Source organism: Agrobacterium genomosp. 13 str. CFBP 6927, assembly GCA_900012615.1.
Classification (GTDB): Bacteria; Pseudomonadota; Alphaproteobacteria; order Rhizobiales; family Rhizobiaceae; genus Agrobacterium.
In genome coordinates this window covers 46,580-69,872 of the sequence record LT009757.1, presented here as the reverse complement: position 1 = coordinate 69,872, position 23,293 = coordinate 46,580, and the positions used below count along the sequence as shown (strand labels likewise).

The 23,293-nt window shown below is 61.2% G+C and carries 19 protein-coding genes; 3 read left to right on the top strand and 16 right to left on the bottom strand.

Annotated elements, in window-relative coordinates:
• Positions 1–92 precede the first annotated feature (92 nt).
• Genes AGR13A_RS14675 through AGR13A_RS14660 form a run of 4 tightly spaced genes read right to left on the bottom strand, consistent with a single transcriptional unit; the run spans position 93 to position 4,813 of the window.
• Positions 93–869 carry a sugar phosphate isomerase/epimerase family protein gene (locus tag AGR13A_RS14675; RefSeq protein WP_080836997.1) on the bottom strand — a complete coding sequence of 259 codons (777 nt, stop codon included), beginning with the start codon at positions 867–869 and terminating at the stop codon, positions 93–95.
• A complete protein-coding gene (locus AGR13A_RS14670; protein ID WP_080836995.1) occupies positions 866–1,882 on the bottom strand; it encodes a hydroxyacid dehydrogenase in 1,017 nt (338 codons plus the stop codon). Before AGR13A_RS14670 ends, AGR13A_RS14675 begins: the two co-directional genes overlap by 4 nt.
• The gene (locus AGR13A_RS14665) at positions 1,879–3,756 is read right to left on the bottom strand and encodes a DUF2264 domain-containing protein (protein WP_080836992.1); all 1,878 of its coding nucleotides are present in this window, start codon (positions 3,754–3,756) and stop codon (positions 1,879–1,881) included. The genes AGR13A_RS14670 and AGR13A_RS14665 overlap by 4 nt, the downstream gene beginning before the upstream one ends.
• Positions 3,749–4,813, bottom strand: a complete 1,065-nt coding sequence (locus tag AGR13A_RS14660) for a LacI family DNA-binding transcriptional regulator (protein WP_080836989.1) — start codon at positions 4,811–4,813, stop codon at positions 3,749–3,751. Before AGR13A_RS14660 ends, AGR13A_RS14665 begins: the two co-directional genes overlap by 8 nt.
• A gap of 112 nt (positions 4,814–4,925) precedes the next feature.
• Here AGR13A_RS14660 and AGR13A_RS14655 point away from each other — a divergent pair, with 112 nt between their 5' ends.
• Complete coding sequence (locus AGR13A_RS14655) at positions 4,926–6,218, top strand: ABC transporter substrate-binding protein (protein WP_035225569.1); 1,293 nt, start codon at positions 4,926–4,928, stop codon at positions 6,216–6,218.
• Positions 6,219–6,290: 72 nt separating this feature from the next.
• On the opposite strand, the gene AGR13A_RS14650 is transcribed toward AGR13A_RS14655, so the two are convergent.
• The 9 genes from AGR13A_RS14650 to AGR13A_RS14610 form a co-directional block, all read right to left on the bottom strand.
• Positions 6,291–9,056, bottom strand: a complete 2,766-nt coding sequence (locus AGR13A_RS14650; protein WP_308400243.1) for a LuxR C-terminal-related transcriptional regulator — start codon at positions 9,054–9,056, stop codon at positions 6,291–6,293.
• A gap of 69 nt (positions 9,057–9,125) precedes the next feature.
• On the bottom strand, positions 9,126–10,214 hold the full coding sequence (locus tag AGR13A_RS14645) for a DUF917 domain-containing protein (RefSeq protein ID WP_080836987.1): 1,089 nt from the start codon (positions 10,212–10,214) through the stop codon (positions 9,126–9,128).
• A 1-nt stretch (position 10,215) separates the two neighbouring features.
• Positions 10,216–11,304, bottom strand: a complete 1,089-nt coding sequence (locus AGR13A_RS14640) for a DUF917 domain-containing protein (protein ID WP_080840191.1) — start codon at positions 11,302–11,304, stop codon at positions 10,216–10,218.
• Positions 11,305–11,314: 10 nt separating this feature from the next.
• Positions 11,315–12,856 (bottom strand): hydantoinase/oxoprolinase family protein, encoded by a 1,542-nt coding sequence (locus tag AGR13A_RS14635; RefSeq protein WP_080836985.1) that lies wholly within the window; start codon positions 12,854–12,856, stop codon positions 11,315–11,317.
• A gap of 96 nt (positions 12,857–12,952) precedes the next feature.
• Complete coding sequence (locus AGR13A_RS14630; RefSeq protein WP_035225560.1) at positions 12,953–14,011, bottom strand: ABC transporter ATP-binding protein; 1,059 nt, start codon at positions 14,009–14,011, stop codon at positions 12,953–12,955.
• A gap of 71 nt (positions 14,012–14,082) precedes the next feature.
• Entirely contained in the window at positions 14,083–15,186 is a 1,104-nt protein-coding gene (locus AGR13A_RS14625) for an ABC transporter substrate-binding protein (RefSeq protein ID WP_308400242.1), read from the bottom strand.
• Between the two features lie 64 nt (positions 15,187–15,250).
• Complete coding sequence (locus AGR13A_RS14620) at positions 15,251–16,054, bottom strand: ABC transporter permease (RefSeq protein WP_035225554.1); 804 nt, start codon at positions 16,052–16,054, stop codon at positions 15,251–15,253.
• Positions 16,054–16,992 (bottom strand): ABC transporter permease, encoded by a 939-nt coding sequence (locus AGR13A_RS14615; RefSeq protein ID WP_035225553.1) that lies wholly within the window; start codon positions 16,990–16,992, stop codon positions 16,054–16,056. Before AGR13A_RS14615 ends, AGR13A_RS14620 begins: the two co-directional genes overlap by 1 nt.
• Positions 16,993–17,006: 14 nt before the next feature.
• The gene (locus tag AGR13A_RS14610) at positions 17,007–17,774 is read right to left on the bottom strand and encodes an aspartate/glutamate racemase family protein (RefSeq protein WP_080836982.1); all 768 of its coding nucleotides are present in this window, start codon (positions 17,772–17,774) and stop codon (positions 17,007–17,009) included.
• 393 nt (positions 17,775–18,167) lie between these two features.
• On the opposite strand from AGR13A_RS14610, the gene AGR13A_RS14600 reads away from it, so the two are divergent.
• Entirely contained in the window at positions 18,168–19,175 is a 1,008-nt protein-coding gene (locus AGR13A_RS14600) for a nitroreductase family protein (protein ID WP_080836978.1), read from the top strand.
• A 74-nt stretch (positions 19,176–19,249) separates the two neighbouring features.
• Here AGR13A_RS14600 and AGR13A_RS14595 read toward each other — a convergent pair whose 3' ends face one another.
• The gene (locus AGR13A_RS14595) at positions 19,250–20,575 is read right to left on the bottom strand and encodes an LLM class flavin-dependent oxidoreductase (RefSeq protein WP_080836976.1); all 1,326 of its coding nucleotides are present in this window, start codon (positions 20,573–20,575) and stop codon (positions 19,250–19,252) included.
• A 164-nt stretch (positions 20,576–20,739) separates the two neighbouring features.
• Here AGR13A_RS14595 and AGR13A_RS25150 point away from each other — a divergent pair, with 164 nt between their 5' ends.
• Positions 20,740–20,970 carry a LysR substrate-binding domain-containing protein gene (locus AGR13A_RS25150; protein ID WP_308400240.1) on the top strand — a complete coding sequence of 77 codons (231 nt, stop codon included), beginning with the start codon at positions 20,740–20,742 and terminating at the stop codon, positions 20,968–20,970.
• A gap of 272 nt (positions 20,971–21,242) precedes the next feature.
• Here AGR13A_RS25150 and AGR13A_RS14585 read toward each other — a convergent pair whose 3' ends face one another.
• The gene (locus AGR13A_RS14585; RefSeq protein ID WP_035225543.1) at positions 21,243–22,364 is read right to left on the bottom strand and encodes a sn-glycerol-3-phosphate import ATP-binding protein UgpC; all 1,122 of its coding nucleotides are present in this window, start codon (positions 22,362–22,364) and stop codon (positions 21,243–21,245) included.
• A gap of 38 nt (positions 22,365–22,402) precedes the next feature.
• A complete protein-coding gene (locus AGR13A_RS14580; protein ID WP_080836974.1) occupies positions 22,403–23,287 on the bottom strand; it encodes an ABC transporter permease subunit in 885 nt (294 codons plus the stop codon).
• Positions 23,288–23,293 lie beyond the last annotated feature (6 nt).

Below are 23,293 nucleotides of genomic sequence, written 5' to 3'. Positions count from 1 at the left end.
GTGACAAGCACAGGGATGAGGGCAGCAGAACGCGTTGTAACAATAGCGAATTTTAGTCCGCCGCGTCCGTTTTAGATAAGGGAAAAGCGGTTCTACGAACCGGCAAGAATCTCGCGCAGCGCCGCCGCATCTTCCGAGAACTGGCTGACATCGTCAGCCCTAACGAATTCCAGCATCGCATAGCTCGCCTTCGTCCAGCCGCTCTCCGGCAGGGCATCGATGCAGGCCTGCCAATAGTGCGCGCGCTCGCGAAGGGGCAGGCGGCTGGCGTCTTTGAGCCAGGCGAAGACATGCAGGTGGCAGATGCGTGAGCCGAGCGCCGATATTTCCGCAAGTGCGTCATCCAGCGGCAGGCCGGGGGCGGGTTGCCAGTAGAAAAAGAGGTTTGGTATCGGCAGGTCCTGCAGGAGTTGCAGGGACGAAGGCAGCGTATCTGTCAGGGAGTTGGGGTGATATTCCAGCCCGATTGTCATGCCATGGTCGTCCGCCCGGCGGGCTAGTGTCGCCAGCGCCTCTGTTGCTGCGCGGCGTTCTGCTGGGGAATAATCGGCAGATGGGCGTTTGCGGCTGCCGGGCCAGATGCGGATATGGCTGGTGCCCAGCGCCTTTGCGGTATCCAGAGTGGCGGTCACATCATCCGGTGCGAAATCCGGCGCGAAGATGTAGGAACCATAGGAGGAAACGGTGAGGCCGGCTTTCGCCGTTCGCGCCGCCACATCCCTCGCATTGTCGAGGTCGCCGGGCGGAACATGGATGTCGCCACCCCATTCGATTGCCTTGATGCCATTTGCGGCGGCAAGCTCGATAACCACCTGCGTCGGCATAGAGCGGAAGGTGACGGAGCAGAGGCCCGGCTCGAAAATTCTCATGCGATCAGTTCCAGATGTTCCGGCCGTATCTGCTGTTGCAATGGTTCCGCCCGGCAGAAACGCTCGATCTCGGCAATCGCCATGTCGCCGAGCCGTGCGCGCTCAAGGCCGACGGCGCCGGCGATATGCGGTGTCAAAAACACATTCGGCAGGCTGTAGAAGGGTGAATTCTGCGGCGGCACTTCCGGATCGGTCACGTCGATGACGGCTTCGATGCGTCCGGTTTTCAGCTCGGCCAGAAGCGCATCTTCATCCACCAGCGCGCCGCGCGCCGTGTTGATCAGGGTTGCGCCGTCCTTCATCCGGGCAAGCGCATCTGCGCCGATCATATGCCGGGTCTGCGGCAGGGATGGCGCATGCAGGGAAATCACGTCGCTCACCAACATCAGCTCATCGAGCGATACAAGGTGCACGCCGAGCTTCTGCGCTTCGGTCACGTTTAAAAAAGGGTCGAAAAGGACGAGATCGAGATCGAAGGGCTTCAGCAGATTGATCACCCGACGCCCGATACGCGACGCCCCGACAATGCCGACCGTGAGGCCGAGATTGCCGATGGCCTGCGATTGCAGGCGGTCGACATTGTCCCGCCCGCGGTCCTCCACATAGAGGCGACGGAAACCGAAGGTGCGCTTGCCGGACAGCAGGATCATCGCCAGCGTGAACTCTGCGACCGGCTGCGCATTCGCTTCGGCTGCGCTGCACACCGTGACGCCACGTTCGAAAACCGCCTGCGACAGGAAATATTTCACCGTGCCGGCCGCATGCGAAATCAGCCGCAGCTCCGGCATCAGCGCCAGTTCGCGAGCGCCGATATCGGGACAGCCCCAGCCGGTCAGAAGAATATCCGTGCACGCCAGCTGTTCTTTCACGGATGGATCGTGAAAGTCGCGGATGCAGCGGGTATCGAGAATTTCGACGCTCTGCGACAGCCTTTCGAGCGCCTGTGGCGTCAGCACATGCTGCGTCCGCTCCGGGTCCATGGCGAGGCTGAGACGCGCAAGCGGGCCTGTCATTGCGGTTCTCCCGCCGCCGCCATGCTGCTGACCGGGATGCCGTGTTCCGCAAACAGCCGGTCGAGCGCCTCGATATCGGGAAGTGCTGGAACAGCGGCCAGAGCGTTTTTGCTTTCGGTCCCGCTCAATCCCGCAAAGACGGCGCAGGCGAGCAGGGTTTCGCCCGCCGGAATGTCGCCCCGCAATTGCGGCACCGTGGTCTTGGCATAAACAAGGCTGGTATTGGGCAGCGCCTTCAGCGCCACGCCCTGGCGGATTATGCCTGAGCCGAGATCGACGATGGCGGATATGTCGGTGCCGCAATCGGCCGTCGCCCGGCCGGGCGCTTCGCTCACGGCATCGCGGTCACCATCGTTGCGGTTGATCGCAAAACCGCCCTCGATGACCGATAGGGGCCGCGCGGAGGTGATGCGGTGAAGCCTGACATGCCAGTCACCAGCCGCAACGAGCGTCGTTTCGACCGTCACATCCGAGAATGGTTTCCATGTCGCCCGCAGGCTTTCCCCGGCCAGCAGAACCTTTTCATTGGTTTCGCGTACCCGGTAATGCAGGCCGTCTTCGGAGAAGGCCAGCATATTGTCGAAACCATTGGTCTTGAAGCCGCGCTCGTCCACCTCCACACCGAAACCGTAGCGGGAGGAATAGGCGAATTTGGCGTATTTCTCCGGCCCGCCGCGCATCGACAGGTTTTCCTGCCCGCTGGAAAGCGCGGTAACGTTGCCTTTGCTGCGCATCATCACCATGCCGGGATGAACGAGCGGTCGTGGTTTTTGCGATGTTTCGGGCAGCTTTTCTTCCGCCTGCCAGAAGGGGTGGTTTTCAGGCAAAGCGAGCGGCAGGAAGGCCTTGAAGGCCCAATAGGGTGAGCCCGCCGAATTATAACTTTCCGACATGGTAAGCTGCGGATAGGCATAACCGATGGAAAGCACACCATCGCGGTCAGCGATCGGCTTGTTCGCCCACCAGCGCAGATGCTGCAGATACAGCCCCTTGATCTCGCCCCAGGGCAGCGCTTCCTCATCGGCAAAGGCGAGGCCGGCCCAGAAGCCGCCGCAGGCGAAACGGTAGGTCATGGAGCGGCCGAAGGCCAGCGTGCCGCCATCCTCGTCGAACCAGCTGGCGAAATCCTTTGCGAAGAGCCGCGCGCGTTCGCGGTAGCGCTCGGCGAAGGCATCGCCCGGCTTGCTGAGCTTCGCATAGATCAGGCCGTAAAAATGCATGGCGAAGGCGATGTAATGGTCAATGCGGCGGTAGTTTCCGTCGCGATACCAGCCGTCGGCAATGTAAAACCCATCCAACTCCGTCTGGAATGTCTCCGTCAGGCTGCGGTCAAATTCGATGCCGAGATGATCGAGCGCCATGTCGACCATTATCCGGAAAAATTTCCAGTTATTATCGGCATAGACACGCTCGCGCGCCGTCAGCAGATAGCGGCGCACATTGCCTTTCTGTGCGTCGGACAGCGGTTCCCACAAATGTTGCGGGGCAAGCCGAAGCGCAAAGCCGAGGGCGGCGAGCTCCACCAGACGCTGGTCCTTCTGGCGCACGTCGCCCCAGTAATCGGGATGGGCGGGATCGGTGCCGTTGGCGATGCCCTTGGCCAGAAGCGGCCAATGAGCGAACGTATCGCCGCTGAGCGCCAGCGGCGCGATTCCCCAGAGCGGCCGTGCAAATCCTTCCAGATCGGCCGCCGCCCGGTCGAAATGCGCGGCGGCGCCACTCAGCGTCCCCCTTGCGCCGCTTTCGGAAAAATAGGGAAGCAGAGGTGCGAAACTGTCGTCCAGCGCCCGCCGCACGTCGGCGCGGGTCTTGAGTGGATTGCCGTTTAGCGGATTGAAACGGGTCATTGGATCATTATTTGCCGCATCATGCATTGCGTATCGCCTTTTCCATCTTCTTCGCCTGGCCGGCCGTCTGTCCTTCCACCAGCTGCACACCCAGCTGAACCTGCCGGGCATTGGCCGAAGGTTCCGTCAGCCGGCGGCGCATCAGCTCCACCGCCTCATGGGCAATCTCGCGGCGGTCGACCCGGATGGTGCTGAGCCGCGGGGTGGAGAGTTCGGCAAAGGGCAGGTCGTCGAAACCGATGATCGAAAGGTCGTCCGGCACGGCGAGGCCAAGCTCCTGCGCTGCGCCCAGCGCGCCAAGCGCAATGGCGTCATTCATGCAGAAAATACCGGTCAGATCGGGGTTTTTGGCCAAAAGCTGACGAACCGCATCGCCGGCCTGCCCAAAGCCGCTATCCGCCGTCGAAAGCAGAAATTCCTCATAGGTGGTTCCCTCATCCTCCAGGATCGTATGCCGGAAGCCGCGCATGCGTTCTCTGATGGTGTGGCGGTGCTCCGGACCGATATAGGCGACCTTGCGGTGGCCAAGTTCCAGCAGCCGCCGCGCCGCCATAGCGCCGCCGTAAAAATTGGAAGGCGAGACGCAATCCAGCATCATCGAGGGATCGGCGCTATTGACCAGAACCGGTTGCAGCACGCCCTGCGTGATGTGGTGAATAATCTCTTCTTCCGGGTCAAGGCCAATGGCGAGAAGGCCATCAACCTCGCAGACCCGCTGCGTGAGCGCGTCATCGATCTGCTTCTGGTGCAGCAGCCGGATATCGAGCTCGAAACCATCCGTCTGGGAAAGGCTGCGCAGCATGTCGAAAATATCGTGATAAAAAGCGCCGATATCGCCGGTCGCCCTTTCGGCGGACATGAGGGCGAGAATTTTCTTGCCCTCCAGCGATACGCCGCCCGCCTGGCTCGTAACCGGCCGCAGCGGATAACCGAGTTCCGCCGCCACACCCAGAACCTTGGTCTGGATCGATGCGCTGATGCCTTTTTCCCCGGCGAGGACCCGCGAGACGGTGCTGATGGAAACCCCTGCGCGCTGGGCGATATCCGACTGGCGCGGGCGGCTGATGTCGGGCGTATCGTTCATGTCGTCTCCTGCGCTTGCAAAAAATTCTATTATGATGCAAATATTGCAAATACGGAAAATTTGCAAGAATTTAAGTGATAAGTGAGAAATTTGCAAAACGCGGGAGGAGCAGATGCAAACTATCGATAGACGTGGATTTTTGGTGACGGCGGCGCTGGCCGGTCTTGGCGCGGCGGCGGGCGGTTTCCGCGCAATGGCGGCTGAAACCCGGCTTCGTTGCGTATGGTGGGGGTCGGCTGACCGCAACAAACGTACCAATGAGGTGATCTCCCTTTATCAGAAGGCAGATCCACAAACGGTGGTCAGTGGGGAGATGATCGCCGGTTCTGATTACTGGACCAAACTTGCGACATCCATGGCGGGACGCAACGTCGCCGATATCTTCCAGCTCGAGCCTTCCACCATTGCCGATTATTCCGGCCGTGGCGCCTGCATGGAGCTAGATCAGTTCGTCGGCTCGGCGCTTGATCTTTCCAGCTTCGGCAAAAGCGAGATCGATCTTTGCCGCATCGACGGCAAGCTTTACGGCGTCGGTCTCGGGCTGAATTCCTTCTGCATGATGTACGATGCCGAGACGCTGAAGGAAGCGGGCGTCTCCGTGCCGAAGGAGCAGATCACCTGGAAGGCGCTGGCGGAACTGGCGCGCGATTTCAAGAAGAACGCTCCGGCAAAACGAAACTACTGGGCTGTGCCCTATGGCGGGCGTTATCACTATGTCTTCGATGTCTGGCTGCGCCAGCGTGGCAAGCTCCTGTTCCAGGATGGCACCATCGGCTTCAACAAGGAAGACGCCAAGGAATGGTTCGCCTATTGGGAGGATCTGCGCGAGAACAAGCTCTGCGTCTCCGCCGATATCCAGACGCGTGACGATAATACCATCGAATCCAACGCGCTGACCCTTGGCAATTCGGCAATCGGTTTTGCCTATTCCAACCAGCTCGTGGGTTACCAGGCGCTCAACAAGAAGACGCTGTCGATCGGCATGCTGCCGGGCGAGGGGGCGGGCAAGCCGACCGGGCATTATTACCGGCCGGGCCTCATCTGGTGCATTTCGTCCACCTCTACCAATCCGGAAGCGGCGGCGAAGTTCATCAACTTCTTCGTCAACGATCTGGATGCCGGCAAGGTTCTCGGTGTCGAGCGTGGCGTACCGCCAGCGAAGAAAGTGCGCGAAGCGGTGTTGCCGAGCCTCAACGAGACCGAACGCAAGACGGTGGATTACATTGAAAGCCTGTCCGGCAAGCTCGATCCCTATCCGGAGCCTGCCCCGATTGGCGCCAATGAGTTCGACCGTGGGGTGATGCGCCCCATCGCCGACTCGCTCGCTTTCGGCCGCGCCAGCGTGGACGAGGCGGCGCAAAACCTTGTCGACACCGGCACGCGGACCCTGCGCAAGCGCGGATGACGACAAGGGGGCACCGCACGCGGCGTCGAAACCGCGCGGCGGTGCCCCGATCCTGCCTTTTAAATGCAGGTCCTATTCGCGTTCGGTCAGCTTGAGATGTTTGCTGACGGAAACGGCCATGCCGCGCCGGCTGACGCCGAGCTTGGCATAGATGTTCTTCAGATGGAATTTTACGGTTGCTTCGGAAAGTCCGAGATCGCGGGCCATTTCCTTGTTGCTGCGGCCTTCGGAGAGAAGTTTCAAAACGGTGGTTTCCCGGCCGCTCAGAAGGCCCGCGGCGTGTGCTGCGCCATCTTCGTTGCCGCCCAGCGGCACGATGGTGCGTGGCTGGCGGCCAAGACCGTGTCCGACAATGCGGCTCATGAATTCCACGGCATTCGGGCTGAACACCTTCAGCCCGAAGCGACGCACGATGGCGCGCAACGTGGTGGCCAGTTCCTGGCCCTCATCGGTAAAGAGCTGCGTCGCTTCGTGAGCGCGGGCAAGGGCGATGGCCGATTGCAGATAGGCGAAGGCCTGCTGCTGGCGGCCGGTCTTCCATGACGCCTGCACCGCCATGATCTCGGCCAGCATGCGATGATAGGCGCGGCCGGACGCCTTGGCGGAAAGGATCAGGGCTTCAAGCGTTTGCAGTGCCTGTGGCGCCAGTCCCTGTGCAAGCGCCAGCCGGGCGGCTGCGATGTCAAAATCATATGCCTCCCGCCACGTCCAGTTGTCGGGGCCGCCTGCCTCTTTGAGTGTTTCCACCCGCTCCATCGCCTGTGTTGCCGATTCGATCATGCCAGCCCTGACGAGCAGGTCGACACGCATGATGCCGGCGGCGGTCTTCAACCGGGGCAGGTCACGCTCCACAGCCACTTCCTCGGCCTTGTCGATTGCCGCGGCGGCGGCATCGAAGCCGCTGACCTGAAGGCGGCTGCGGGCCAGCAGCCAGAACAGCCGCATGAACAGGTCGACCCAGCTTTCGCCGCGGATCAGCGGCTCCACGCATTCCGTCAGCGTCTGCTCGACATGAAGCACCTCGCCCTGCTGATAGAGCACATCGGCCGTTGCAAGGCGCACGATGGCGAGCAGGTTTCGATCCGTCCAGTGCACCCGTTCCACCAGTTCCTCGGCTTCCCGGCAAAATTGCAGGGCCGCGGAAAATTCTCCGGTCAGCGTGCTGACGAGGCCAAGGTGGATGAGCATGAAGACCTGGGCATAGGGCGTTTTTTCCTCGCGGTAATAGCCGAGAGCCTTGAGCGCCGCCCGGCGTGCCTCTTCGAGGTCGCCCGTGCGGGTGTAAATGATACAGAGATGGTTGAAGAGCCAGGCTAGCTCCCATGTGGCATGTGGCGGCAGGGCAGCGGCCGCCCTTTCCAGCCGTTGCGCCTCGGCCACGCTCATGCGGCGATCTTCGTAAACGTCGATCAGGCTGTCGATATGATCGAGCACGCTGCGGTCGACGACGGCAAGTGCGGCAGCGGACCATTCGCCGTTTTCTTTCAGAATATCGAGCCGCTCGCGCCCGGCCGCCGCATTGCCGCGCTTGGAGAGCACCACGGCATAACAGACCATCAGGCCCGGCGAGGCATGCAGGATTTCCGGCGGAAAATTATCGATCAGATGCTCGAGCACCTGATGTCCCGCCCTGAGGAAGATATCGACGCCGCCCGCCTTGCCGATGATTTCTTCCGCCATGTGGAAATCGCCGCTCTGGGCCGCGTGGGAAACCGCTCGTTCCAGATGGGCGCGCGTTGCGAACCAGACGGCGGCCTGTCGATGCAGCGCCTTCTTCTCCGCGTCCGAAACGAAGGCGGTGTCCCGTTCCAGGCAGGTGCGCAGCACGGGATGCAGGGAGAGCCAGCCGTTCGCGCCGTTTTCTATGATGGGATGCATGGCCTCCAGCATCGCCAGATCTTCCTCGGGCAGGCTGGGCAGACCGAGATCGGATGCAAGATCGAGGCGAAATTCCGAAAAGGGCGACAAACGGCGCAATGTGGACAAAAGCGCCGGAGAAAGCCGGTTGATGACGGTTTCACGCACGTAGTCGGTCAGGTCGTGATGGGTGCCGGCAAGGAGCACACGGCGCTCCTCTTCCGTCGGGTTGCCGGTAACGATGCCGGCGGCGAGCTGCGCCAGCGCCGGCCAGCCGCGGGTGATCTCCATCAAAGGATCGACAAGCGCCGACATTGCGCCGCGTGACAGAAGCCGCCGCAGTTCAGATCGTCCGAATTCGAGTTCCCGAGCGGTCACTTCCGCCAGCACACCGCGCGCCTTCAGCCGGGCAAGCGGCAATTGCGCGGGAGAGCAGGAAGAGCAGGCGATGCGCAGCGTATCCGGCGCGGCAAGGATGAGCCGCTCCAGCAACCGATGCTGGCCGCCCGTGTCGATTTCGTCGATATTATCGATGAAGAGAATGGTGAGGCCATCACGCCGCGCCACGGCTTCCATGGCGTCCATCAGCGCGTCCTGCATGTCCGCCATTGCGGCAAGGCCGAGTGACTGACGCAATTCGCCGACGAACCGTTCAGGAGAGGCGATGCCCGAAGCGTTAAGCCAGGAGCAATGGGAAACCGCCGTTTCCCGCAGGCCCGGCAAGGTAAGCGTGCCGTCCACCAGCCGCTCATAGGCCGCTTTCATCAGGGCGGTCTTGCCGAAACCGGGCGGCGCGCGCAGCACGACGATCTGCCTTGAAAGCCCCGCTGCCAGCTTCGAAAGCAGGTAGGGTCGCTCGATGCCGGAAAAAAGCATGCGGGGCGGGCTGAAGCGCAGCCCGGCACCGGTAAAGGTTCTGACGGCATGCGACGGCTTTTCACGCAAGACACGGCTCGGCATCGGTCCTCTTTCGTCACTCAACGACCGGCCCCTGCCGGAGTGGCGTCCGGGAAGGGCGGGATATTATCAGTGCCCGATGCCGGGCATTCGTCAAGAGCCGAGTGGACGGTAGGCCTGCGTGAGGCCGAAGGCGCCGGGACCGAAGACAGCCAGCGCTTCCGGCGTGCGCATGATGGGCGGCACACGCACGGCAAGCACGTTCACGCGCTGACCATAACGCAGCCTTTCTGTGGTGATGGCTTCGGCCGTATCGATGTCGAGCACGGTAATGAGATCGGGAACGATCGCCAGCACGCGTCCGCCTTCTTCCTCCGCCACGAGGTTTTCGTTCTGGATGCGGATTTTGACTTTCGGTTTCGAGGTGTCGAAGGGTTCGATGGTGGCGATCCCCACCGACCAGCCGTTTTCCTCCTTGCGGGCGACATCGCAGACCTTGCCGGAGGTGATGATTTCGGCATGGCCATAATGCGTGCCCGCAAAAAAATCGACAAGCGCCCGGACCGGGTCGAGATGCCCTGCGGCCGCCTCGCGCAGGGTCCGGCCAATGCCGATGGCGAGCGACATGGTGGCGGGCACCGAAACACGTTTTGCCGTTTCGCCATCCATGCCGTAATTGACGATATAGGCCTGCCCGCCCATGCGGATGGTCACGCCGCGGGCCAGCCACTCGGCCTTTGCGGCGTCTTCGGTCTCGATCAGCACGCGGTTGCCGCGTTCGTCGGCCACCGCCACCGGGCTTGCCGGCACGCCGTAGACGTTGAAGGTTTCCATTTCAAGCTGCGGGAAGGCGCGGCCCATGCCGTCCGCATCGATGACGGGCACGCGCTTTTTGGCCGCCAGCACGATCGGTATCATGGAATTGATGCCACCCGCCTCGAAGGGAATGATGGCGCCGACATCGATGCCGGTGTGGTCCTCATAGGTCTCAAGCGCAAGGTCGCCCTCTTCGCCGGAGGGAATTTTTTCGATGAGGATGGTGGGCGCTCCCATCGCGCCGCAGGCGACGACGGCTGCGCCATCGGGCACCGCGTCGAGTGCGATCAGATCGACCGGTCCGTATTTTTCGATGGCGGCCTTGGCCAGAAGCTTGCCGATATAGGGGTCGCCGCCGCCGCCGGTGCCGAGAACGGCCGCGCCGACGGCCAGATCGTCTATGTCCTGCTCCGTGATGATTGCCATGTCAGTCGATCTCCTCGATGGAGGTAAAGGGTTCCTTCAGGCCGAAGCAGGCCGGGCCGAACACGTTGAGCGCTTCCGGAGTGCGCATGATCTCGGGCACGGAGACGGCGACCACGGTGACGCGCTGGCCGTAACGCAGGTTTTCGCTGGTGATTGGCTCGGCGGTTTCCGTGTTCATGATCGAGATCAGGTCCGGCACGATGGCTCTTACCCGGCCATCCTGCCTGGCGATCAGGTTCTCGTTCTGGATTTCGATTTCCATCTGCGAGGTGAATGGCGCGACAGCTTCGATGCGGGCGCGGCCGATGGTGAAACCGGCTTTGGTTTCGCGCATCACATCGACGATCTTTCCCTTGAAGATGACGCGGCCGTAACGGTAAAGCGTGGAAGGCAGGAAACCGAGAAGCGCCTCGATGGGATTGATGTGGTCCTCCTGCGCCTTGCGCAACACCTTGCCGATGTGGATCGCCAGTGTCAGCGTATTGGGAATGGCGGTGCGCTTCACCTCCGCGCCGCTCATGGCATATTCCGCAATATAGGCGCAGCCGCCCATGCGAATGGCGACGGCGCGGGAGAGCCATTCCATCTGCCTGTTATCGACTGCCTCGATCAGCGCGCAATCGCCCCACTCATTGCTCACCGCCATGGGGGAGCCGGATATGCCGTAAACGCCGAATGTTTCCATTTCGAGAAAGGGAAAGGCGCGCCCCATGCCGTCGGCATCGACGATGGGCAGACCGAGCCGGGCGCCGACGACCAGCGGAATGGTGGAATTGATGCCGCCTATCTCGATGGGCATGGTGTAGCCGGCTTTTTTGCCGAGCCGTTTCTCAAGGCGACGGAGCGAGAAGATGGCCTCTTCGCCAGACGGGATTTTCTCCACCAGCACGGTCGGCGCACCCATCATGGCTGTCGGGATGACGAGGCTGTCATCAGGCAATTCACTGGGATCGATCAGCTCGACCTCGCAGCCTTCGTCCAGGCATTGCTGCACCATCATGCGCCCGACATAGGGGTCGCCGCCGCCGCCGGTTCCGAGAAAAGCCGCGCCGACGGCAAGATCGGCAAGATGTTCGCGTGTGAGTTTCATCGCCATGTCCTCAACCGATCACTAGGTCGCCGACCGCCTTGACGCGGATGCGGGTGGCGCTGCCGGGCAAATAGGCAAGCGGCACTTCCTCGATATCCATGATCTTGACGGAGGCGGCTGCCGCCCCTGCCTTCACCGCGCGTTCCGAAGCCTCGGCCTTTGCGCTTGCCAGAACGGCGTCTCGCGAGGTGCCTTCCAGCGAGAAGATGCGATCCACCTCGCCGCCCACCTGTGCGATCGCCGCGCCGATGGCATTGGCGACGGAGGCGTTTTGTGGCCTCAGAACCTTCGATGCCGAAGGCAGGTCGCGCGAGACCAGAATGGAGCCGCCGCCCACCAGAATGACGGGAAGCGGATCGGCGCTGGTTTTCATGCGATCCACGGCCTCATCGACCATGCGATGCATGGTGTCGAGCGCGTTTTCGATGGTTTCTGCAGGAATATGCGCAACACGGGAGCGGTCGCCAATATCCTCCAGCCCGGCCGCCACCACGATATCCGTGGTTGTCAGCGTATCGCCGCCGAAAACCAGCGCCTTGCTGGTGATCTCGTAACCGACGGAATCGGGACCGATGCGCTTACCCTCGTCACGCACCAGCGAGCCGCCGCCAAGCCCGATGGCCAGCACGTCCGGCATGCGGAAATTGGTGCGCACACCGCCAATATCGACGGCAACCGCCGATTCTCGCGGAAAACCGTGCACGAGCATGCCGACATCCGATGTCGTGCCGCCAATATCCACCACCATGGCTTCCTTGACACCGGCCAGCATCGCAGCGCCGCGCATGGAATTGGTGGGACCGGAGGCGAAGGTAAGGACCGGATAACGCTCGACATAGTCGGGAGACATCAATGTTCCATCGTTCTGGCTGATGAAAAAGGGCGCCTTGATGTCGAGTTCCTTCAGCGCGCTGCGGAAGGAGGAGACGACCTTGCGGGAAAGCTCGGCCAGCGAGGCATTCATGATCGAGGCGTTTTCACGCTCGAGGAAACCCACTCTTCCGATTTCATGGCTGAGCGAGATGGCGATGTCGGGAACCGCATCGCGCAGGATTTCGGCGGCGCGAAGCTCCATTTCCGGCGTGACCGGCGAAAAAACCGAGGTGATGGCCGCCGTCTTCAGGCCGCGTTCGCGCACGGTGGCGGCAACCTCCATCAATCCCTTTTCGTCGAGAGGCGCGATGGTGCGCCCGTCGAATTCATGTCCGCCGCGCAGCATGAAGGTGTGTCGGCCAAGCGTGTCGGCAAGGTCCTTCGGCCAGTCGGTCAGCGGCGGCAGGCCCTTGGTGGCCGGCAGGCCGAGGCGGATGGCGGCGACTTCCAGCAGGCGCTTGCGCTCGACCACGGCATTGGTGAAATGGGTCGTGCCGATCATCACCGCCTGAATTTGCGAGACGGATACGCCCGTCATGCCCAGAAGCTTGTTCAGCACCGCCACGATGCCCGAGCCGACATCGGCCGTTGTCGGGCTTTTGCAGGCGCCGATGACCGCTGCCCCATCCATAAGGGCGGCGTCGGTATTCGTGCCACCCACATCAATGCCAATACGCATGTCTTTCTCCTGTCGATTGACAAGGGAAGGGCGCCTGCGCGGTTGCTCACCGCACATTGCATCCTTTCCCGATTTTCTGGTTCCGGTGGCCGGGTCTCAGGCCACCAAGACTTCGGATCGTTCCGGGTCCCATGTCACGCCGATCGCCTGTCCGGGCGACAGCCTAGCGAGATGGGACTGGTTCTGCCGTTCGGCGACGATATCCTGCCCGCCGACCGAAAGATGGTACCGGACAAGGGCGCCCTGATAGGTTTCAGAGACGACGGTTGCCGGAACGCCGGTGCCGGCCTCGCCGATGATGATGTTTTCCGGTCTGACGACGAGCTTGACGGCTTTGCCATCGGCGAAGTCTTCGGCGGGAACACGTGTCAGCGCCACGGTGTCGCCGAAGCTGACCACCAGGCTTTCGCCTTGGCGGCCCCTCACTGTGGCGTCGATGACATTCGACTGGCCGATGAAGGTGGTGACGAAAAGCGTCTTCGGCCTCTCGTAGATTTCCTGCGGCGTGCCCACCTGCTCGACTCTGGCTTTCTGCATCACGCCGATGCGGTCGGACATGGTGAGCGCCTCATCCTGATCGTGGGTCACGTAAACGGTGGTGATGCCGAGCTTCTTTTGCAGATCCTTGATCCAGTATTTCATTTCCTCCCGCAGCGATTTGTCGAGTGCCGAAAGCGGTTCATCGAGAAGCAGGATGCGCGGTTCGGTAACCAGCACGCGGGCAAGGGCCACACGCTGCTGCTCGCCACCGGAAAGCTGGCGCTGATAGCGGTTTTCATATCCCGCAAGGCCGACCTGGCGTAATGCGAAGGCGACGGAGCGGTCGATTTCTTCCCTGGATTTCTTTCGCAGCTTCAGACCGAAGGCGATGTTTTCGGCCACGTTCATATGCGGAAAAATCGCATAATTCTGGAAGACGATGCCGATGTCGCGCTTTTCGGGCGGCAGATAGGTGACGTCATCCGATCCGATCAGGATTTGCCCCGACGATGGGCGGATGAAGCCGGCGATCATGCGCAATGTCGTGGACTTGCCGCAGCCGGAAGGTCCCAGCAGCGAGAAGAATTCGCCCTGTTCTATATGCAGATCGATGCCCGCGACCGCGACATTGTCGCCATAGGATTTGACGAGGCTTTTCAGTTGAATATCCGACATCGGCTTCCGTTGTCCTTTCCCTCTGGGACGTGGCCGGCGGAACCGGCCACGACGTTCTGTGGGTGCGAGGGTCAGCCCGCGAAGATTTCGTTCACGGTCTCAACGATCTCGTCTTCGTTTTCGAGATAGGCTTTCCAGTCCGGCAGCCAGAAATCCTTGGTGGCGTCGGCGCTGTTGACGATGCCGGCCTTGACGAGATTGTCCGGCAGAGCGGCGTTGGAGACGGTGGGGCGCAGGTAGAATTCCTTGCCCATATTGGTCATGAAGGACGGCTCCAGCGCCCGGTTGAGAAGCGCATAAGCAAGCTTCTTCTGGGTTGGCTCGGAATAGCGGCTGACCGTATAGGTCTGGGTCAGGATCGGTTGCAGTTCCTTCCAGTACATGACGGCGAAAGGCGCGCCCTTGTCGCGGGCCTGCATGGGTTCGGCGTCGCTCTGTACCGCGATGACCACCTCGCCGCGATCCATCAGCGTCTGCATGTTGCCGGTGAAATCCGAAATCTTGGCGGGCATCAATTCCTTCATCGCCTTGTAACCGGCATCGAGATCGTACTGATCCTTGCCGAACAGCGAGCAGGCGACGAGGAAGAAGTCCATCTGCAGCGTGTTGGAGGTGATGTAGGTGCCGCGCTTGCCGGCGAATTCCGGCTTCCACATGTCCTTGAAGCTGGTCGGCGGCGGCGTGACGAGGTCGGTGCGATAGGCATGCACATACTGGTTGAAGGCCCAGGTGACGCCGACGCCGTTCGAGGTGGCGAAGGGCCAGAGATTTTTGCCGTTCGGCAGGTTGGGAAGGATTTCGTCGATCGTGTGGAAGAAATCGCCCGCCGCCGCCGTCTTGAACATTTCCGGCAGGTTCCAGTTGGTAATGTCGAGCGGCGGTTTTTTCGGCCCGTTGGCGACGAATTTGGGAAACCACGGCCAGGTGGAATCATATTCGATCTTGCAGTTGAAATCTTTCGCGAAGTCGGTCAGCAGATATTTATTGACCAGCTCACCCCAGGGCCCGCCCCATTCGCCTATCCGCAACACCGCCCCGCCGGCATCGAAGACGGAGCCGTCATAGGTCACGTCCTGCGAGAAGGCATGGTTGATGTTGAAGAGCGGCAGGGTTGCTGCTGCGGCGCCGATCTTGAGAAGCTTGCGGCGGTTGGGATCGAATGTCATTCCAGTCATGTCCATGTTCCCCTTGTTTTTTGAACCTATGGATGCGGGCATTCATTAAATGTCCGGCGGTGCTCTAGCCGCCGAAAACGCGCTTCAGATTGATGAGCCTGGACGTTGCCACCATCGACACGACGACGAGGAGGATGGCGAATATGCCTGCTGCCGCCGCAGTGGGTTCGAAGGCGTAACGCAGCGCCACATACATGGCCATCGGCAAGGTTTGCAGGTTTGGCGTCGAGAGAAAGAGCGTCACCTCGAACTGGCCGAAGGAAATGATGAAAGCGAAGATGGTGCCAGCCGAAATGGCCGGTGAAATGATCTTCAGCGTCACGAGCCGAAAGGCGGTAAAGGGAGAAGCCCCGAGCGACCGTGCTGCCTCTTCCAGGCTGCGGTCGAAGCCGACGAGGGCGGCGGTGACCGTGGCGATGACGAAGGGGCAGGTGACGATGACGTGGCCGATTATGAGCCCGGTCATGCTCCGTGCGAGCCCGATGCCGGTGGTGACATAGAACACGTAGAGCGCAAGGCCCAGCACCACCCCCGGCAGGACGATGGGCATCATGAAGAAGGCGCGCAGCGGTGCAACAAGACGGCTCGACGACCGTGTCAGGAACAGTGCCGCCATGGTGCCGAGCACCGTCGCAATCGCTGTCGAGATGCCGGCGACGAGGAAGGAAACGCCATAGGCCGAGAGAAAGGTCGGTGAGGTCAGGAAGGCATAGACCCAGCGCAGGGAAAAACCCTGCGGCGGAAAGGTCAGATAGTCGCCGGCATTCAGGCCGGACAGGATGACGATGATGACGGGGACCAGCAAAACCGTCAGCGTCAGCACCGACAGAAGTCTGAAAACAAGCGGAATGGATGATTCCTCACGCATCAGCTGCGCCCTCCCGTGGTGCGCATGGCAGCGCGGTGATAGACGGCGATCGCCATCAGGCTGGTGACGAAGAGGACGATGGCGATGGCCGCACCGAACTGCCAGCGTCCGGTTTCCGCCACCTGCTGGTAGATGTGGATCGGCATGACCATGACCTTCCAGCCGCCCATCAGCGCCGGCACGACATAGGATGAAATGGCAAGTGCGAAGACCAGCAGCGTACCCGCCAGAATTCCCGGCATGGAAAGCGGCAGCACGATGGAGAAGAAGGCCTTCGCACGGGAAGCGCCAAGCGATCTGGCCGCTTCTTCCAGCGCAGGATGGATGGATTTGATGATGCCGATCAATGACAGGATCATGAAAGGCAGCGTGATCTGCACCAGCCCGACCACGACACCGAAGATGTTGTACATCAGCGGCAAGGGCTCTGAAATGATGCCGATGCGGATGAGTGTGCTGTTGATGAGGCCGTTATCGCCCAGAAGCACCATCAGCCCATAAAGCCGAATGACCATGTCGAGCTGCATCGATGACAGCACCAGGATCATCAGCAGGGTATTGCGGCCGGGGCTGACCGTCTTGGCGATGACATAAGCAAGCGGATATCCGAGCACCAGACAGACCAGCGCCACCATGGCGGCAATGCCGACGGAGCGCAAAATGGCCTCGTAATAAATGGCGCGGGTGAAGATGCGCACGAAATTGTCGAAGGTGATCGCGCTTGAGAGGGTTATGACGCCCGCCACCGATTTGTTGAAGGCAAGGGCAAAAAGCGAAGCGGTGGGCACGACGAAAAAGGCGATGAAGAAAATCAGGGCCGGCAGCAGAAGCAGCCAGAAGCCGAGCCCCTCGCCGAAGCGCCTTCGCAGCGACGAAGCCTGAGAAAGAGGCAGGCCGTTCACCTGTTTGTCCGATGTCGTCATTGCGGATACCGCCATGTTGCCCGATCTCCTCATTCTGCCGCTTGCGGCAGCATGGCCCTGTGCAAGGCGTCGTAACCGATCAGTTCCTTTTCCGGCGGGGCCGGATAGGTCATCTTGCTTTGCGAAAGACCGGCGCGCACGAGACCGGCGGCAATCGACACCGCTGTCGGAATGGGATCGATGACCGGAACGTCGATGCCTTCGGCAAGCAGCCCATCGCGCAGACCGGCGGCGCATCCCATCAGGCCGGTGCAGCCGAAGATCAGCGCTTCCGCGCCGTCCTCCTCGACAGCCTTCCTGCCTTCCTCCACCAGCCGCCGGGCGGTGGCGACAAGATCCGCCTCGAGATCGAGGACGGGAATGTCGACGCTGCGCACCGAGGCCAGCTTGCTGGAAAGGCCGCATAGGGCGGCGGTATTTTCAAAAGACGGGATCAGGCGACGCATGACGGTAATGACCGAGAATTTATGTCCCAGCATGGATGCAACATGCATGCCGGTTTGGCATGGTCCGACAATAAGCATGCCGGAAATTTCCCGGGCCGGCCGCAGGCCCGGATCGCCCATGCAGTCGATGATGACGGCATCGACGCCTTCGCGCTCGGCGCGCGCGACCTCAAGCAGGGTGCCGGGAACGGACATCGCCGCCTCGAACTCGCTTTCGATCGAACCCGGCCCTGTGGCTATCTCGGCATGGGAAAGGCTCACGCCGGGATATTCCAGCGCCTTGAGATCCGCCAGCTTGCGAAAGCCGCGCGTTACGATGGGGGACACGACACGAACATTGACGTTACGCATTCTCGATACCTCCTTCAAGCACCGCTACGACCGGCGTATGCGGGACAAATCCAAGCCTTGAACGTTGCGCATCCGACACTTCTGGGCGTCGGCTTCCTGCGCCGCTTGTTCCGATGCCTTACGGTGCATCGGCGTGCCGTCTGACGAAAGAGCTTTGGCGAATAGGGTCTTCGCTCTTTCGGGTGGGTAGTATGGCTGGCTTTGAAGCAAATTTCCTATCCTTTCGGATAGGTGTTGCTGCATAAAACGGATGCGTTTCCGATATTTGATTAAATATTGGACGAGTAACGTCGCAAAATAAGGCGATTTTGGCGTTTCGTGGCTGGTTTGACAGCGGGGCCGGCCATGGCGATGGTGTTTCCATCAAAGAGAGACTACTTCACGGAGGTCACAATGCCAGTCGCCAGAAGCGCGCCGGGCAGCGGCGGAGCTTTGTCGCGTTTGCAAAGCTTCGTCACGCTTGTGCGGAATTTCGCCTATGATTTTCGTCGATACCGGGCCTCCAGTTTCATTGACGGTCCGCGCGAGCGTCAAAATCTGGAGGCGCATATCAGGCTGTTGTCCCATATGCTGGAATATGGCCTGTCGCTCAGCGATCCTCGTGCAGGTTTCGGGATCGACAAGGTGCGTTTGCTGGCGGCGGAAGTCTCCCATTATATCGAAAGCTACGGTCCTGATGCAGCGACCGATAACGGGCTTGGCGTGCTTGCCGCTTATGTGGCCTATAATGCGGCCAATGGGGCGGATGTCCGGGAGGCGCAGAAACTTCTGGATGACCTGCTTGCATCCGATGCCGCATCCTCTCCCTGTGCCGCCGGAAGCGAGGCGGTTTCGGCAAGGGCCATCCGTGCCGCGGCCTCGTGCGATTTCATGGGCTTCATGGCTGCCCGCCACAGTGTTCGTCAGTATGACCGTGCAAGGCCGATTGAAGCGGAGCGGATCGAGCGGGCTGTCACGGCCGCCATGCAATCGCCTTCGAGCTGCAATCGCCAGACCACGAAAGTTCTTGCGTTTACGGACAAGGATTCTATCCGGCGCGTCCTCTCGCACCATCAGGGCAATCGCGGTTTCGGAGACCAGCTTGGCGGGGTCTTCGTCGTGACGGTCGATCTTAGAAACTGGAACACGATAGGGGAGCGAAATCAGGGCTGGGTGGATGGCGGAATGTTTGCCATGACGCTGGCGCTCGGGCTGCATGCGGAAGGTCTCGGGGCCTGCATGCTGAACTGGAGTGCGACAATGGAGGAGGATCGCGCCATGCGCGGGCTTCTGGGACTGGACGATTCGCATGTCATCATCACACTGATTGGTTTCGGCCACATGGTCGAAAGCTTTTCCGTTCCCGTTTCGCGCCGCAGGCCGCTTGCGCAGGTTCTGCTGCACGAGCCGCCGCTGAACTGAACCCGGCTGACACGATCGTGTTTTGGCCTTTCCGCATGATCACCTGGGCATCACCGAGGTCAACGGCGCTTTATTCAGCTGAAAAAACGATTGGCTGGTCGTTGCAGGCCAAGATGGTCGCGTAATGTCGGCCCCTCATAGTCCTTGCGAAACAGCCCGCGCCTTTGCAGTTCCGGAACTACCTGTGTCGTGAAGTCGTCAAGGCCGGCCGGCAGGAAAGGGAAGGTGACGTTGAAACCATCCGAACCCTCCTCATGAAGCCATTGCTCCATCTCGTCGGCGATGGTCTTTGGTGTGCCGACGAAGGCGAGACCTGCATAACCGCCCAGCCGCTGGGCAAGCTGGCGCACCGTCAGGCCCTCGCTGCGGGCAAGCTCGATCACCCTTTCACGGCTGGATTTGCTGGCGTTGGTCTCGGGAATATCAGGCAAGGGGCCATCGGGATCGAAGCCGGAAACATCGTGGCCGAGTGCAATGGAAAGCGAGGCGATTGCGCTGTCATAATGGACGAGACTGTCGAGCCTGGCGCGTTTGGCCTTCGCCTCCTCCACGCTGTCGCCGACGAGAACGAAAGCGCCCGGCAGGATAACAATGCTGTCGCGGGAGCGGCCTGCCGCAACGGTCCTGTCCTTGACATCCTTGTAGAATGCTTTTCCTGCCGCAAGCGTGGGGGTTGCGGCAAAAACCACTTCCGCCGTCTCGGCGGCAAGCTGGCGGCCCGGCTCGGAAGCTCCGGCCTGCACGATGACGGGCCAACCCTGCACCGGGCGCGCGATGTTGAGCGGTCCGCGCACGGACAATTCCGGTCCCTTGTGGTCCAGCACATGCATCTTTTCGGGATCGAAGAACAGCCCGCTATCGACATCCCGGATAAAGGCGTCATCCGAAAAAGAGTCCCAGAGACCGGTGACGACGTCGTAAAATTCCCGCGCGCGTCCATAGCGCTCGGCGTGATCCGGCTGCTCCTCGCGGCCGAAATTCCGGGCGGCGTCTGGATTTGACGTGGTGACGATGTTCCAGCCGGCGCGGCCATTGCTGAGGTGATCGAGCGAGGCGAAACGCCGGGCCACATGATAGGGCTCATCGAACGTGGTGGAGGCGGTGGCGACCAGCCCGATGCGGGAGGTGACGGCGGCGAGCGCCGAAAGCAGCGTGAAGGGCTCGAAGGATGTGACGGTGTGGCTGCGGCGCAGCGCCTCGGTGGGCATGTTCAGCACCGCCAGATGATCGGCCATGAAGAATGCATCGAACTTCGCTGCCTCGAGCTGTTGTGCAAAGCGCGCCAGATGGGCGAAATTGAAATTCGCATCCGGAAAGGCGCCCGGATAACGCCATGCACCCGTGTGGAGACTGACGGGCCGCATGAAGGCGCCGAGATGCAGTTTGCGATCATTTGCCATTGGGCTTCACTTTCATCGATGTTCTGGGCGTTGCGGATTGCTTCAGCCGCAGGCAGGCCCTTGCTCGTCGCGACGATATCCCCGCCGGGGGATTGGCGCGGCAAAGACTATTCCGATTATGATTTGCGAACCGAAAGATTTTTGCTGAAATTCTGCATTTGGCGATGATCCCGTCACCTGCGCCGGCCCTGTTTGCATCCCGTTGGGAAGTGCCGTGCGTGGCCGTGGTGGTGGAAAATCATCCGCTCGCCGGGAAGGCGGTCATCTCCGCCGAAGACCTTGCCGGAAACCGGCTTATCGCTTTCGCAAACTCCTTCCGCCTGCGCGTGCGGATCAACGATGTGCTTTCCAGCCTCGGCCTCGACCCTTCCTCCGTGATCGACAGCAATGTTTAGCTTTCGCGGGCGCGCATGGGTCTCGGTGTCGCAATCGCCGAATCGATCACCTTCCTGGGCCTGCCGGTGAAGGACGCGCACGTCATGCCGCTCTCTTTCCACATCCCGTTTTGATGGGACCTCGTGACGGCCGCCGGCCAGTCGATCCCGCAGCGGACGCGCCTTGCGCGGCCGCCGGAGCATTTTTCGAGTGAAAGCCAATCGCCTTCACGTCTGGACAAGGCGCTAAGACAAAGGGCATTCCCCGCGAACCCGCGTTCACGGGGAATGTTCTAGACCGCCAGCAGTTTCTCGTTGCCGATACGGGTGGTCTCGACGGCGCCCTCGGTTTCGATCCGCTTGCCGGTGGCTGGATCGAAGAAATGAAGGTGGGCGGCGGGCAGGTCCAGGTAAATGCGCTGGCCGGGTTTTACCGAAAGGTCCTCACCAATGGCGGCGGAGAAGGTCTCGCCGGCGATATCGGCATGCACGATGCGGCCCGAGCCCAGTTCTTCGACGAAATCCACCACTGCCGGTACGCCGGCGCCATCCGTGCTGACCACGCATTGTTCCGGGCGGATGCCGACCATCACGTCACGGCCGCGCAGTTCCAGCGCGGTTTCGGGGAAGAGTTTCACCGGCGTGCCTGCCAGCATCACGGCAGGGGATTCCACCTCCACCCTTGTGCTGAACAGGTTCATGGCGGGCGAGCCGATGAAAGAGGCCACGAAGGTGCTGGCCGGGCGATGGTAGATATCGAGCGGATGGCCGACCTGCTCGACATTGCCCCTGTTCATCACCACCAGCCGGTCGGCCAGCGTCATGGCTTCCACCTGGTCATGGGTGACGAAGACTGAGGTCGCGGAGAGACGCTGGTGCAATTTGCGGATTTCCGCACGCATGGTCACGCGCAGCTTGGCGTCGAGATTGGACAGCGGCTCGTCGAACAGGAACACCTGCGGTTCGCGGATGATGGCGCGGGCCATGGCGACACGCTGGCGTTGGCCGCCGGAAAGGGCGGCGGGCTTGCGCTCCAGATAGTCGGAAAGGCCGACGATCTTTGCTGTTTCCTCGATGCGGCGCAGGCGTTCGGCCTTGGGCACGCCAGCGACCTTCAGCGCATAGCCGATATTGCCCGCCACCGTCATGTGCGGATAAAGCGCATAATTCTGGAACACCATGGCGCAGCCGCGCTCACGCGGCTCCAGCGTGTTGACGACGCGCCCGCCAATGGCGATCTCGCCTGAGGTGATTTCCTCCAGCCCGGCGATCATGCGCAGCAGCGTGGATTTGCCGCAGCCCGAGGGGCCGAGGATGACGACGAATTCGCCGGATTGGAAAGAGAGATCCACGCCGTGCAGGGTCGGGGTCTTGCCGTAGGATTTGCGGACCTGGCGAATATCGATCTGAGCCATGATAGGAGAACCTTGTTGTTGAAAGCCACGCGACGACGTCACTTGTCGGACGATACGAGGCCGCGGACGAACCAGCGTTGCAGGAAGGCCACGACGAGAAGCGGCGGCATGATGATGATGAGGGAGCCGGCCAGCGTGACGTTCCAGTCCGGTATGCCGTCTTCGGCGGGCAGAAGTGCGCGCAGCGACATCATTACCGTTTTGTAGGAGGGGTCGGTGACCATAAGCAGCGGCCACAGATACTGGTTCCAGGCATAAACGAACATGATGGTGGTGAGCGCCGCCATATTGGTGCGCGAAAGCGGCAGCAGCATTTCCACGAAGAAGCGCACCGGGCCCGAGCCGTCCATGCGCGCGGCTTCCGCCAGCTCGTCGGGGATCGTCATGAAGAACTGCCGGTAAAGGAAGGTGCCGGTGGCCGTGGCGACCAGCGGCAAGGTGAGTCCGGAATAGGAGTTCAGAAGGTTCCACTCGACCGTCACTTCGATGCCGAAAAGTCCAAGAATGGAGCGGAACGGCTGGAAAAGATCGGCTGCCACGGAATAGGTCGGCACCACGCGCACTTCGAGCGGCAGCATCAGCGTGATAAAGACCGTCCAGAAAAACAGGTGTTTGAGCGGCGAACGGAAAAACACGATGGCAAAGGCGGTGCAGGCCGAGAGGGCCACCTTGCCGATCGTGACCAGCGTGGCCATGATGATGCTGTTCAACAGGGCATTGCCGAGATTGGCGCGCTCCCATGCCGTTGTGGCGTTGGTGAAAAACTCGCCCTGGGGCATGAAGTTGAACGGTACGCTGTTGACCTGCTGCACCGACTGGCTGGCGCCGGAAATCACGACGATGAAGGGGCCGATGAGCAAAAAGAAGCCGGCGACCATCAGTATATAGGTCAGGGCGTCGGCAAAGGGTGTGCGCTGTATCATGGCCGC

Excerpts from the sequence above, each read along its gene's own strand:
- AGR13A_RS14675 (WP_080836997.1), bottom strand. The coding sequence starts at position 869 with ATGAGAATTTTCGAGCCGGGCCTCTGCTCCGTCACCTTCCGCTCTATG.
- AGR13A_RS14670 (WP_080836995.1), bottom strand. The coding sequence starts at position 1,882 with ATGACAGGCCCGCTTGCGCGTCTCAGCCTCGCCATGGACCCGGAGCGG.
- AGR13A_RS14665 (WP_080836992.1), bottom strand. The coding sequence starts at position 3,756 with ATGCATGATGCGGCAAATAATGATCCAATGACCCGTTTCAATCCGCTA.
- AGR13A_RS14660 (WP_080836989.1), bottom strand. The coding sequence starts at position 4,813 with ATGAACGATACGCCCGACATCAGCCGCCCGCGCCAGTCGGATATCGCC.
- AGR13A_RS14655 (WP_035225569.1), top strand. The coding sequence starts at position 4,926 with ATGCAAACTATCGATAGACGTGGATTTTTGGTGACGGCGGCGCTGGCC.
- AGR13A_RS14645 (WP_080836987.1), bottom strand. The coding sequence starts at position 10,214 with ATGGCAATCATCACGGAGCAGGACATAGACGATCTGGCCGTCGGCGCG.
- AGR13A_RS14640 (WP_080840191.1), bottom strand. The coding sequence starts at position 11,304 with ATGAAACTCACACGCGAACATCTTGCCGATCTTGCCGTCGGCGCGGCT.
- AGR13A_RS14635 (WP_080836985.1), bottom strand. The coding sequence starts at position 12,856 with ATGCGTATTGGCATTGATGTGGGTGGCACGAATACCGACGCCGCCCTT.
- AGR13A_RS14630 (WP_035225560.1), bottom strand. The coding sequence starts at position 14,011 with ATGTCGGATATTCAACTGAAAAGCCTCGTCAAATCCTATGGCGACAAT.
- AGR13A_RS14625 (WP_308400242.1), bottom strand. The coding sequence starts at position 15,186 with ATGACTGGAATGACATTCGATCCCAACCGCCGCAAGCTTCTCAAGATC.
- AGR13A_RS14620 (WP_035225554.1), bottom strand. The coding sequence starts at position 16,054 with ATGCGTGAGGAATCATCCATTCCGCTTGTTTTCAGACTTCTGTCGGTG.
- AGR13A_RS14615 (WP_035225553.1), bottom strand. The coding sequence starts at position 16,992 with ATGGCGGTATCCGCAATGACGACATCGGACAAACAGGTGAACGGCCTG.
- AGR13A_RS14610 (WP_080836982.1), bottom strand. The coding sequence starts at position 17,774 with ATGCGTAACGTCAATGTTCGTGTCGTGTCCCCCATCGTAACGCGCGGC.
- AGR13A_RS14600 (WP_080836978.1), top strand. The coding sequence starts at position 18,168 with ATGCCAGTCGCCAGAAGCGCGCCGGGCAGCGGCGGAGCTTTGTCGCGT.
- AGR13A_RS14595 (WP_080836976.1), bottom strand. The coding sequence starts at position 20,575 with ATGGCAAATGATCGCAAACTGCATCTCGGCGCCTTCATGCGGCCCGTC.
- AGR13A_RS25150 (WP_308400240.1), top strand. The coding sequence starts at position 20,740 with ATGATCCCGTCACCTGCGCCGGCCCTGTTTGCATCCCGTTGGGAAGTG.
- AGR13A_RS14585 (WP_035225543.1), bottom strand. The coding sequence starts at position 22,364 with ATGGCTCAGATCGATATTCGCCAGGTCCGCAAATCCTACGGCAAGACC.
- AGR13A_RS14580 (WP_080836974.1), bottom strand. The coding sequence starts at position 23,287 with ATGATACAGCGCACACCCTTTGCCGACGCCCTGACCTATATACTGATG.